The organism is Bacillus sp. GW823-FHT06A10 (assembly GCF_058795375.1).
Map to the genome: position 1 here is coordinate 485,682 of NZ_JBXAHT010000001.1, position 12,991 is coordinate 498,672.

A 12,991-nucleotide genomic window follows, 5' to 3' on the forward strand; every position below is an offset into this window, starting at 1 on the left:
GTTTGTGCACCAAATTTGAAGATGAAATTCTCTTTCTTTACAATGGAAGTAGGTGTTATTTCTATAAAATATGGAAAACGTAAAGAGTATGTAAAAAAGAAGGAGTGGTAAAGTGAACTATGTCATTATTGGCGGAGATGCAGCTGGTATGAGTGCAGCTATGCAAATTGTTAGAAACGATGAAAATGCAAATGTTGTAACTTTAGAAAAAGGTGAAATTTATTCATACGCTCAGTGTGGATTACCGTATGTCATTAGTGGTGCTATCGCTTCAACTGAAAAGTTAATCGCGCGCAACGTAAAGACGTTTCGTGAGAAATATGGAATTGATGCGAAAGTGCGTCATGAAGTAACGAAAGTAGATACGGAAAAGAAAATGGTGTACGCAGAGCATACGAAGACGAAGGATGTCTTTGAATTTCCATATGATCGATTATTAATTGCGACTGGAGTACGTCCTGTTATGCCAGAATGGGAAGGAAGGGAATTACAAGGCGTTCATCTTTTAAAAACAATTCCGGATGCTGAGCGCATATTAAAAACGTTAGAAACGAATAAAGTTGAAGATGTAACCATTATTGGCGGCGGTGCGATTGGACTGGAGATGGCAGAAACATTCGTCGAACTTGGTAAGAAAGTAAGAATGATTGAGCGAAATGATCATATCGGTACGATTTATGATGCAGATATGGCTGAATATATACATAAAGAAGCAGATAAACACAATATTGAAATTTTAACGAATGAAAATGTAAAAGCATTTAAAGGAAATGAACGAGTAGAAGCAATCGAAACGGATAAAGGTACGTATAAAGCAGATCTTGTTTTAGTGTCGGTTGGAGTGAAGCCAAATACTGATTTTCTTGAAGGGACAAATATACGTAAGAATCATAAAGGAGCAATCGAAATAAATGCATATATGCAAACAAATGTGCAAGACGTATATGCAGCTGGTGATTGCGCAACACATTACCACGTTATAAAGGAAATTCATGATCATATCCCGCTCGGAACGACTGCCAATAAGCAAGGGCGACTTGCTGGACTGAATATGCTTGATAAACGAAGAGCTTTTAAAGGTACGTTAGGCACAGGCATTATTAAATTTATGGATTTGACACTCGCAAGAACAGGGTTAAATGAAAAAGAAGCAAAAGGGCTACACATTCCGTATAAAACGGTCAAAGTAGATTCTACAAATATGGCGGGCTATTATCCAAATGCAAAACCACTTTACTTGAAATTACTATATCGCTCCGATACGAAACAATTATTGGGCGGGCAAGTAATTGGAGAAGAAGGCGTAGATAAACGTATTGATGTGATCGCGATGGCACTTTTCAATAAAATGAGCATTCATGATTTAGAAGATGTCGATTTAAGTTATGCACCACCATATAACAGCGTGTGGGACCCAATTCAGCAAGCGGCAAGGAGAGCAGAATAGCACTTTTTAAAGTGCTATTTTTTTGTTAAAGGGGAATTATCATTTTTGTCGAATGAAGAGGATCGGGAAATAGTTACATATGAGGAAGGGGAGTTTTTTTATGATTGTAGCACTTCAAAAGGTTCAAGAATCAGAAAAAGAAATATTACGTAATTTGTACGCTTTATATCTTCATGACCTTTCTAAGTTCACTATGAATATAACTATCGGAGCGAACGGATTTTTTGAATACGAAGATTTGCATATGGTTTGGAAAAATGACGGAATCACGCCGTATTTTATAAAAGTTGATCATAGTATTGTAGGATTCTTATTACTACTGGAACGTCCGTTTTTGAAGAAGGAAAATGATTTTGGTATTAATGATATTTTCATATTGAATCAATATAAAGGAAAAGGAATCGGTAAACAAGCTGTTGAGAATTTACTAGAAGAGAAAAGAGGACAATATTTCGTTATCGAACTTCTAAAAAATGTACCAGCAGTGTCGTTTTGGAAGAAAGTATATAAAAAACTGAACATTGAATTTGATGAGAGAGAGCAGTTAATTGATGATGAAGAATGTCTCGTTCAAACGTTTAAAATTTAATGAAATTGGTTTTCCTTTTATATTACTTTGAAATTTAACTTTATCCCGCTATTTGCGGACAGTAAGACCCCCACCTCAAAATCCAGCGAAAGCAAAGAAGTTAGGTGGGGGGATCAACTGCCCATAAAAGCCCGATTGGTTCAACTAATAATCAGTGGGGATGAAGACCCCTATTGATTAAAGTTTCACTTTATTTTGAATATACCGTTCCCCCTTGAAAACATATTACTAATCGCTTATATTTTCATATAGTATTTATTTTTTAAACGAAGCAATGAACGAACCAGGGGGCGCAGTATGGCAATTAATATGAAAACAATCGAAGAATGGATTGTTGAATCAAATACAAGACATGAAGAAGACTTTGGACACGTTGTGGAAGAAATGAAAGAAGTATGTGTCGGACTTGATAACGCGACATTAATTTATACGAAAAATGTATTTTGTTTCGGTAAAAAAGTAGAAGTATTTTTCTTCTTCCAAGACCATGTCGTGATCGGACAAGAAAAAGACGAATATATTGAGATTGAAAAATTAAAGTATGATGATATTACAAATAGTAATTTAAAAACAAATGACAAAAATACAACGTTAGAATTAAAGTTTGCTAACGGACAATCTATTAATTTAGATAGTTTAAATGATAACTACGGTACGAAAAATTGGTTATTTGCTAGACAAATTAAGAGTATTTTTAAGTTAATCTAGTAAAAAAGCACGCCGTTCATCGGCGTGCTTTTAACTATGCAAAGCCCCTTTTAACCAATTCCGCGCCCGATATGCCCCAACTGGAACTTGAATAAGAGATGTTTCATTTCCAGCATCTATTCCGTACAATTGATCACATGAATTTGTATCAAAACTAAGTAAAGGATGCCCGCCCATCCCCATCGCGGTCGATGCAAAAACGAGTTTATGAACGAGTATACCTGCTTCCATTTGATGAATACGGTACCCTCTATAGCCTAATGCATTTGTATAATAATCTTTCTTTCCGACTACATGTAAGCAAAGTGGTACTTGAAAAAGGTTTACGTTATCCATCGTCATACTAGACTGAAGTGGGTAGCGAAGGTCTCCATATCGAATTGGTTGTATGGAATGTGTTTTACTGTTATAAGCGTAAGCCCCGTTTTCAATATTTTTCACGTTATAAAAACATCCATATAAGGAGACGCGCGCATTTTCATTTACATACTTACCATCAAGGTCGTTGTAATAGGGGAAGGAGAGGCTTGCTTCTTGTAGTAAAGTAGCGAGCTCAGCTGCATCCCATTTCGTTAAAATAAAGTCCGCATCAGGAGAATATCGTTTTTTACAAAGTTGTAGGAAATCATACGATAACCGTTCTACTTTCGGTAGCTGTACAGCGTACGTATTATGTTGATAGTGCTCTTCATGATGTAGTGTTTGGAAGTGTTCTGTCGATTCAATCATAGAAGCTTCATTTATTTTTGTTATCATCGGATGTTCATTTACATGTTTTGAGCGAACGAAATGTTCATGTGCTAACGGCGGAATTTGTTGCAACAACTCATGAGAAGTAACTGTTTTATTTTCACGGTAATCATTGTGAAACCAATTAGTTTCTGGCTCTGTACTTAAAGGAATAACGGCATACACACTTTCTTCACCTTCTGACAATCCGAGTAAATGGTTCAGTGCACGGTCTAGAAATTGAAAGTATACGCCGTTCGTATAACCGAACTGTTTTGCACATTCTAGTAATTGTCCAATGAGAACCCCGCTATCTAATCCTTGAAGGCGATATGAAAAGTTATTGTATTTAAAGAAGTTTTTCCAAAACATAGTGGATACGAATGCGGCACCGAAACAATCATGTATATTACAGCGATTACCGAGTGCGTCTGCTAAATAAGAATCGAAATTTCCTTCGCGAAGTAAAATAAGTCGGTGATGCGCGGCGTCATAATGGTAAATGCCGTCTGGATAATCGTCAATCTTTAAATAGATATACAATTCATTCGGATATAAAGCACCGCCTGAAGGAATGGATCTGCGTAATACATTTCTCTCGCTATTTAGCTGACATAATTGTGTTACACCAAATGAATACCAAAGGTAGTGACCAATCTCATTTAGAGTAGGTGTAGTAGAAGAGTTCGATAAAGATAACGGGATTTCTAAGGAGAGCGGGATGGTAGGTACATTTCGATATAATTTATAAGGAAGCGGTGCGTCTTTCCAGTCCACCTCATGATTCGGCATAATTTCATCAATAGAGAAATGGAGATGATGTAGAAAAGTATCTAGCTGCATGAAATCCCTCCTTTACTATGGAAACGGATGTGGATGTGGATTTAATCTTTCATTCGTTAAAGGTTCGTCTGTATATCCAAGTGTCATTGGTACAGTATATACCCGGTCCAGTCCTGTAACCCGAGTGAGATGGTGACCGAACGTCATCGGTAGCATGCCTGGAATAATGACTTTTACACAGTGTAGTCCGTTCTTTTCTATAAGGGGAACAGTTTGATCTACAACGATTACTTCAAGGTCAGATTGATGCAAACGATCTAAAAGTTGGTGGAGATCGGAAGTTAAATCCATATCAAATGATTGTGATACATTCATTTCTTGGAACGTTTGCACCGGTGCATCTTCTCGTAAAAGGAAGTGAAGACGTTCTTCCGTTTCTTTCAATCCATACAGCATACTATGGTCTTCCATTTTATTAACAAAATAAGGATCTTGTAAGCACTTTTCGTAGTATTCTCTTTTGTGCTCGAGCTCATCGTCTGTTATAAGTAACATGCCTGCTATTTCTTGAATGGCACTTTTTAAAGCTCGAATAGGATCTAAATGAGCGCCTCCCGCACAAACAACGTTCATTCCATTTTCACGTGTATTTTTTGCAATTACCCATAAGCTCGGGATGCCGTGTTCCATCGTCGCATTAAAAGCGTGTAATTCATATCCGGTAATCGTACGTAACCGCTGAATCATTAATTGTAATTCTGTATCATTTGCTGAACTCAGATCAAGGCGGGGAAGAGGTAATTCGGCATACCAAGTGAGTAAGAAGGCATCACGCTCTACAATTTCTAAAATACCGTGAAAAATCGCTTCTTCTAAACTACCGCCAATTGCACATCCATTTGATGTTTCATACACGAAAGCATCTCGATGACCGAGGCTATAATAAGCAATTGATTCAGGAACTAAAAGCGGTCTGTCTTGTGATAAAGAATATCCCCATACCCAGTTTTGCTCATAATCAGGATCAAACGGCTTGAATGGAAAATTATCACGATTGTAATGTTCATTTGTATGTACACCGAGTGTAAGGGGATTTAGTGCATGTTCCTCTAAATCATGAAAACTACCATGCACATTTGTCTTCTTCCCGCGAGGCGACATACCGCAATATCGTTCTAAACCTTCTAAAATAGCAGTTGCTTCACTCACTACAAATGAATGAGTTCGGCCTGCAACACCTTCATTTCCGAACATTAATGGCATGTTTATAATGACGTCAGCGAATGGTAATAAAGAATGCTGCATTTTGCCGTTCAACATACCGACCCGATAATCTAAATAGTCTCTCGTTAAAAATGTGTTTAATTCATGAATGGAACGGCAGCGATACGTTTCGGTGCTTACTTTTAAACTCGGTTGTAAAGAAACTTCCGCCGCATCCGCAGTATCATCAGGTAAATTACTACATACAGGACAGAGAGGATCTGGAAGAAAAGAATGCCGCGTACATTGTAATGTTTGTAAGTTGAGTAAAATAAGTTCATTTTCTAAAGAAGAATGGTTATGAGTTAATATTTTTTCTGTTTCTGCGCAAATAAGATGGCACATTTGTAACATTCCATTTTGGGTGGCACGTACATCACGCCTCGTTACATTATCTGCTTTAAAGGCATATTTCCGCTGTAGTTCCCACATTTCTTTTTGATCAAAGCCAGCGATAAAACGGCGTCCATCAGAACAATGGGAACATCCGGGCGTAAGAGGATGAATGTAAGGACCGATAATACCTTCGCCAAATGAAGTAAAACCACGTAGCCACGGAATATGATTTGACCGAAAAATTAGCTCAGCATCATGATGAATAGTAGAAGGAGATCCATCATGTAATACGAGAGCAAGATGAATATTTTCAGGAAGTTCTTCTGTAAGGGTATGCTGACGAATGATGGAATATTGTTTGCATAATTGATCATGTACATAGTCTGCAAGAAGGCCATCTCCTATAAGCAATATATTTTGAATCATAAACCGTCCTCCTTTGCAATTAATACCCCATACACACCGTCTAAGTTTTCTTTCAAAAAGGGTTCGATTGCTAAATCAAACACGAAAGGATAAAAATTATGTTCTTCTAAATGTTGTAAGGCGAGTTGTAAAGATTGTACGCTTGGAATTTCTTCTTCTGGTTGTATTTCCACTCTAAGAGAATCAGTGTCATATAAAATAATAGATGAGTCATACAAAATATTAGCTCTGTAAGGAATTTCTTCATTTTGAATGTGAAAGAGTGATAGTTGTAGTGCGTTTCGTAACGCTAACGTCATATTAATATTAGATGCACCGTACCATCTATCATTTATACCAACCCAAACGACTGGAAAACTGAGAATCTCTTCACTCATTGCGATTTTAGGTGTTTCATGAATTGTAGCGAGGGCATCGTAATAAAATCTACAATGTTTATCGTGAATATCAGTTAAATCAATCGTTGTAAGTTCTTCTAGCATATGTGACTGCCGCTCATACAATTTATTATTTAAATGTTGTTGTAGTGCCCGGTAAAATCCTTCTGTCATCGTTTCTCCAGCACCGATACCGATATCATTATGTTCAGGAATAAGGCGGTGAATGATTTCTGCTACATATGTTTCAATTCCTGTTAAACCAGCTTCTCGGCGTGCTTCATTATGAGTCAATCCACTGCGAGTCATAAGAGGCAGAAGGGGAGCTGGGCCATCTGATAGTGGAGTGGCTACTTGAATATAGCACTGTGATAACGGTAATTGATATGAATCTTGTTCATCCCATACATGGAATATACCGGCTTCTTTAGAAGTTAATGAGTCAAAAAATCGGAATACATCAGTTGAAGTATGTTGGTTGGACCGATGCTCAAGTTTTTCAGAAAGATTTTCTATCGTATCAATTGTAAAACTTTCATCAGCTGCAAGAGGGTGTTTTATAAAAGGATGCCACGTTCCTTCAAGTGTTTCATAGTTTAATAAAAAGAATTGTGATTCTTTTTCACGATATGAATCATCCGCGACATGTTTAAACAATTCAAAAACGATTACATTTGTTAACATTGCAGATGTAATTGGTGAGAAGGAATCCGATGAATTTTCATTTTGCAAAGTCGTTTCATGTAGCCGATGCCATGCGGATTCCCAGCATTCATCACGATTTTCTGTTACGACAGGTCCAGCTATACCGAGTGTTGATAAACAAATAGCTGGTATGAAATTCTTTTTCGTTTCTCTACAAATAGTGTGAACTGTTTTTAAACCGTCAATGTCTCCGTTTTGGGAAACATATAAAATCCAATCAAAAGGTTCGAATACTTCATGCAAGGGACGGTCAATTGTAGTATCGATTTCTTGAATGAGTACACTGTTATCAACTTCATATGCACGTTCTATTAGCTCATGTATTCTGTCATAGTTTGTTTCATCCCGATCTGTAACAAGGTAATGAAATGTAGGTAAACCAGATTCTAACAAAGAAGAAACTAAGGAAGTAAGCATATCTCCGGAGCCAAGTACAAGGACATTTGCTCCGCGGTACGTTTCAAATTTTAAAGCACCAGAATGAGAATCAGCTTCTAAAAATTCAATTTGTGAAGCATATCTGTCGAGTAATGTACTGTTTAATTCATGAGGTGCATCTTGATTTGCATCGCGAACGAAACCATTTTCATATAAAACCTCTCCAATTTCAAATACACGATTTTGATAGGGGAGAGGGAGACCATCAGTTATTTCTGCTAAAGAATAATTACCGTTAAACATTGGCATTAATTTTTCAATCCAGTCATAAATTCCATCACCGTCCATGCGAAATGAACTGGCGTTATTTCGAAAATAGACACCCCCATTTGAATCGGGGAGGAAAAAAGTATCCTTATTTACTTTAAGTTTTGCATGAATTGGAAGGTTATTCATTTTAATCCTCCTTACGTTTAGGCATACATTATTACTTTATGTCATGAAATTTGTCCCGTATGAACACAATAAAAAAAGGCTGTAGAATGATTTATTCTACAGCCTTTAATAGATTTTAATCTATCAACCTTCTAATAATAATGATTTTGGATCTTCAAGCATATCTTTAACAGCAACAAGGAAGCTAACTGCTTCTTTACCATCAACAATACGGTGATCGTAAGATAAAGCAATGTACATCATTGGGCGGTTTTCCATACGCTCGTTATCAATTGCAACTGGGCGTACTTGGATTTTATGCATTCCTAAAATACCAACTTGAGGGCTATTTAGGATTGGTGTTGACATTAGAGAACCGAATACACCACCGTTTGTAATTGTAAATGTACCACCTTGTAGTTCTTTTAATGAAAGTTTGTTATCGCGTGCTTTCATACCTAAATTACGAATTTCACTTTCGATTTCAGCGAAGTTTAATTGGTTAGCATCGCGTACAACTGGAACAACTAATCCATCTGGAGCTGCTACTGCAATACCGATATCATAGAATTTTTTGATGATAAGCTCGTCACCTTGAATTTCAGCATTTAATAATGGGAATTGTTTTAATGCTGCAACAACTGCTTTTGTGAAGAATGACATGAAGCCAAGACGTACATCATGTTTTTTCTCGAAAGCATCTTTGCGTTCTTTACGTAATTCCATGATCGCGCTCATATCAACTTCGTTAAATGTTGTTAACATTGCAGATGTTTGTTGAACTTCTACAAGACGTTTTGCAATTGTTTGACGGCGGCGGGACATTTTCACGCGCTCAACTGGTTTTTCGAATTCAGTTTTTGCAACTGGAGCAGGAGCTGGGCTCTTTGGAGCAGCTGGTGCTTCTTTTGGTGCTGCAGCATGAGCTTGTACATCATGTGGTCTCACGCGTCCAAGTGGATCTGTGCTACGTACGTCGTTTAAGTCGATTCCTAATTCACGAGCCATTTTTCTAGCAGCTGGTGATGCGATAGGACGGTTCGTATTTGGTAAGCCTTGTAGACCCGTAGTTTGTTCAGCATTTGGAGCCGCAGCTTTCGGTGCTTCAGCTGTTTCTTGTTTTGGTTGCTCAGCAGCTGGAGCAGGTGTACTTACTGCAACTGGTGCTCCATTAGCATCTAAAATTGCGATAGTTGCGCCAACTTCAACTGTATCCCCAGGTTCGCCTAGTAACTTCGATACAATACCTGAATCTTCTGCAATGATTTCTACATTGACTTTATCAGTTTCAAGCTCAACAACGCTGCCACCTTTCTCAACTTTGTCGCCTACGTTGATAAGCCATTGTGAAATAGTTCCTTCGGTAATAGATTCTGCAAGCTCAGGTACTTTAATTTCGATCATTTTAAATGTCCTCCCCTTATTTGCCTAACGGTGTGTTTTTTCTTCTTTTGTCTTCGGTAATCTCCATTTGTTAGCCTGGCCTTGGGCAGATATTCTGCCCAAGGAACAAGCTAGAAACCTTCATTGTTACTTTTTAGTTGCTGTAAACTTCAATTTCTTGTTTATCTTGACGGAAGTTATACTTCACATCTAAAGCATGTGCAACAATTAGTTCTTGCTCAGCTTTGTGAGCGAATGGATCGCCGCCAGATGGACTAGAGCGATCAGGACGTCCAATGTAACCTGTTTTCACTTTATCTCCAGCAAGTTCGAACAGAATTGGAGCCATGTAATGCCATGCGCCCATATTACGAGGTTCTTCTTGAACCCAAATGATTTCTTCTAAGTTTTTAAAGCGTTTAATAATAGATTGAACTTTCTCAGCAGGGAATGGGTACAATTGCTCAATACGAACGACATGAACTTCGTCTAAGCTGTACTCGTGTTTACCAGACTCGATTTCTGCTGCTAAGTCAATCGCCATTTTACCTGTACTTAAAACAAGACGTTTTACTTTATTTGGTTTCATGCCAAGGTTTTCTTGTTCTAAAGCAGGTTGGAAACGTCCTTCGCTTAACTGACTAGCAGTTGAAAGCGTAAGTGGGTGACGTAATAAGCTCTTCGGTGTCATCAGTACTAATGGTCGAACAGCTTCTGTTCCTAAGATAGATGCTTGACGACGCAGGATATGGAAGTATTGTGCCGCGCTCGTTAAGTTTGCAACTGTCCAGTTATTCTCAGCAGCTAACTGTAAGAAACGCTCTGGACGTGCACTAGAGTGCTCTGGTCCTTGACCTTCATAACCGTGTGGTAATAGAAGAACTAAACCAGATTTTTGACCCCATTTTGCTCTTCCGGCTGAAACATATTGATCAAATAATGCTTGCGCAGTATTTGAGAAGTCACCATATTGCGCTTCCCACATAACAAGAGTTTCTGGAGCAAATACGTTATAACCATATTCGTAACCAACAACAGCAGCCTCTGATAACGGACTGTTATGAACAGAGAACGATGCATTAATGTTTGGTAAGCGATGTAACGGTGAATATGTTTCATTTGTTTCTGTATCGTGCAGTACGATATGACGGTGTGCGAATGTACCACGCTGTGAATCTTGACCAGTTAAACGAATTGGCGTACCTTCTTGTAAAATAGAAGCGAATGCTAACGATTCAGCAAGTGCCCATTCAATTTTACCGTTTTCTTCAAGAGCATCTTTACGGCGCTCAAGAATTTTCTTCACTTTTGGATATACGTTAAATCCTTCTGGCCAAGATAGTAGACCTTCGTTAATTGCACGAAGTGAGTCAAGTTCAATACCAGTATCGATTGGTTGAATACCTTTTGCAACAACATTTGGCACTTTAACGTGAATTGTTGCATCGCTCGTATCAGCTGGTGGTACTTGTGCATAATCGGATTTTAATTGCTCTTGTATAAACTGTGTAATTGTTTCAACCTCATCTGCATTTAGAACACCAGCAGCTTGTAATTGATCTGCGTAAATTGCTCTTACAGTAGGGTGGTTTTTAATTTTTTTGTACACTTGTGGTTGCGTAACCGCTGGGTCATCCATTTCGTTATGACCATATCGACGGTAACCGATTAAATCGATTAAGAAGTCTTTTTGGAACAACATGCGATATTGAATCGCAAGGTTAGCAGCTGCAAGACAAGCTTCTGGATCATCAGCGTTCACGTGAACAATCGGAATATCGAAACCTTTTGCAAGGTCACTTGAATATTTCGTAGAACGAGAATCATAGCTATCAGTCGTGAAACCAACTGCATTGTTTGCGATAACATGAATCGTTCCGCCTGTTTGATACGCGTTCAATCTGCTTAAGTTCAACGTTTCAGATACAATACCTTGACCAGGGAATGCAGCATCACCATGAACTAAAATTACGAATGATTTTGAAGTGTCTTGATCTGGAAGACCAGATTTTTTACGATTCTCTTGAGCAGCACGTGCGAAACCTTCGACTACAGGATTCACGAACTCAAGATGACTCGGGTTATTTGCTAGTGTCACGCGAGTGCTAACTTCTTCGTTACTAACGACTTGTTCTCTACCTAAGTGGTATTTTACGTCGCCAGTCCAGCCAGAATTGGCTACTGCGCCTTCTATTTTTGCATGTTTGAACTCAGCAAACATGTGACTATATGGTTTTTCTAATACGTGAGCAAGTACGCTTAGACGACCGCGGTGAGCCATACCAATCATGACATCCTCTACGCCGTTCTTAGCACCTTCTAGAACAATTTCATCTAAAACAGGTACAAGCATATCAACGCCCTCGATAGAGAAACGTTTTTGCCCAACGAATGTTTTATGCAAGAATTGCTCGAAACCTTCAACAGCTGTTAAACGTTTTAAAAGAGCAGTTCGTTTTTTATTTGATAGTGGTTGACGCAATGAATTTGATTCCACCATTTGATGCAACCACGCGCGTTCTTCACTATCTTGTATATGAGAAAATTCATAAGCTAAAGATTTTGTATAAACGTCTTTTAATCTATGAATTACATCAAGTGCAGTGTGAATACCTTCTGGTGCATCTTGCCATACTGTTTTCGCTGGAATCGCTTTCAAGTCAGCATCGCTCAGTTCACTCATTGCTTTCTCAAGAAGTGATTGTCCATTTGCAGCATCTTCCATCGGGTTAATGTGAGCCAACGTGTGCCCGAAAGAACGAATCTGCTCAACAAGTTGAACGACTTTAAGAATTTTTTCAATGTTACCTGTGTTTTGAGGAGAAAAATGTGTTGCTGTGTTGTCCCCTGTTACGACATCATCTTGAAACGAAGGAGCTCCAAAAATTTCAAAAAGCTCTTGTAATTCCGGATCAACAGAACCTGCTCCAGTTACGTAAAGATCATACTGCTCAATAACATAACCAAGGTTCGGACCGTGGAACTTGGCCCAAGGGTTTGTCGTTGTATTCTTCCTCGTCATTTGTTTAAACCTCCCAATGCATATAATCCTTTTCCATACAAAGGTGCATTTTGCTCTTTTTCAATAAGTAATGAATCAATAATCAATGTAAATGTTTTCTTTACTCTTATGTTATTACAATAATTTACATAATACCAAACACTATTACTTATCTGTTTTGTAAAAAAACATTCACAATAACTTATCACCCAAGTTAATCTTTCACTTTATAAAGTAATTTTACAGAAAAATGGGGTGGATATATTTGGTATGCCTACACTAATAGCTATAATTGTTGCATTTAAATATAGGAACAATAGTTAGAATGTTTTGATAAAATTTAGTTTGAATTATGTATATTGAAATAATAAGCGCTTTCATAGATATTATACAACAATATAACGGAATATAGTATAAAAAATAAAAAATTA

At 37.9% G+C, this 12,991-nt stretch carries 8 protein-coding genes; 3 read left to right on the plus strand and 5 right to left on the minus strand.

Going from position 1 to position 12,991, the window contains the following annotated elements; translation table 11 throughout:
• The first annotated feature begins 112 nt into the window (after nt 1–112).
• The 3 genes from AC1Q8M_RS02540 to AC1Q8M_RS02550 all read left to right on the plus strand — a co-directional run bounded on the left by AC1Q8M_RS02540 (nt 113) and on the right by AC1Q8M_RS02550 (nt 2,744).
• Nucleotides 113–1,447 (plus strand): CoA-disulfide reductase, encoded by a 1,335-nt coding sequence (locus AC1Q8M_RS02540; protein WP_001110233.1) that lies wholly within the window; start codon nt 113–115, stop codon nt 1,445–1,447.
• A 100-nt stretch (nt 1,448–1,547) separates the two neighbouring features.
• Nucleotides 1,548–2,036 (plus strand): GNAT family N-acetyltransferase, encoded by a 489-nt coding sequence (locus AC1Q8M_RS02545; RefSeq protein WP_098855622.1) that lies wholly within the window; start codon nt 1,548–1,550, stop codon nt 2,034–2,036.
• A 297-nt stretch (nt 2,037–2,333) separates the two neighbouring features.
• On the plus strand, nt 2,334–2,744 hold the full coding sequence (locus AC1Q8M_RS02550; RefSeq protein ID WP_000996808.1) for a DUF3908 family protein: 411 nt from the start codon (nt 2,334–2,336) through the stop codon (nt 2,742–2,744).
• A gap of 30 nt (nt 2,745–2,774) precedes the next feature.
• On the opposite strand, the gene AC1Q8M_RS02555 is transcribed toward AC1Q8M_RS02550, so the two are convergent.
• The 5 genes from AC1Q8M_RS02555 to odhA form a co-directional block, all read right to left on the minus strand.
• A complete protein-coding gene (locus AC1Q8M_RS02555) occupies nt 2,775–4,316 on the minus strand; it encodes a SagB family peptide dehydrogenase (protein ID WP_071714536.1) in 1,542 nt (513 codons plus the stop codon).
• A gap of 15 nt (nt 4,317–4,331) precedes the next feature.
• On the minus strand, nt 4,332–6,281 hold the full coding sequence (locus AC1Q8M_RS02560; protein WP_000615603.1) for a TOMM precursor leader peptide-binding protein: 1,950 nt from the start codon (nt 6,279–6,281) through the stop codon (nt 4,332–4,334).
• Complete coding sequence (locus AC1Q8M_RS02565) at nt 6,278–8,197, minus strand: putative thiazole-containing bacteriocin maturation protein (protein WP_097822201.1); 1,920 nt, start codon at nt 8,195–8,197, stop codon at nt 6,278–6,280. Before AC1Q8M_RS02565 ends, AC1Q8M_RS02560 begins: the two co-directional genes overlap by 4 nt.
• Nucleotides 8,198–8,320: 123 nt before the next feature.
• Complete coding sequence (gene odhB, locus AC1Q8M_RS02570; protein WP_000569893.1) at nt 8,321–9,580, minus strand: 2-oxoglutarate dehydrogenase complex dihydrolipoyllysine-residue succinyltransferase; 1,260 nt, start codon at nt 9,578–9,580, stop codon at nt 8,321–8,323.
• A gap of 133 nt (nt 9,581–9,713) precedes the next feature.
• The gene (gene odhA, locus AC1Q8M_RS02575; protein WP_098662072.1) at nt 9,714–12,581 is read right to left on the minus strand and encodes a 2-oxoglutarate dehydrogenase E1 component; all 2,868 of its coding nucleotides are present in this window, start codon (nt 12,579–12,581) and stop codon (nt 9,714–9,716) included.
• Between the last annotated feature and the right edge of the window lie 410 nt (nt 12,582–12,991).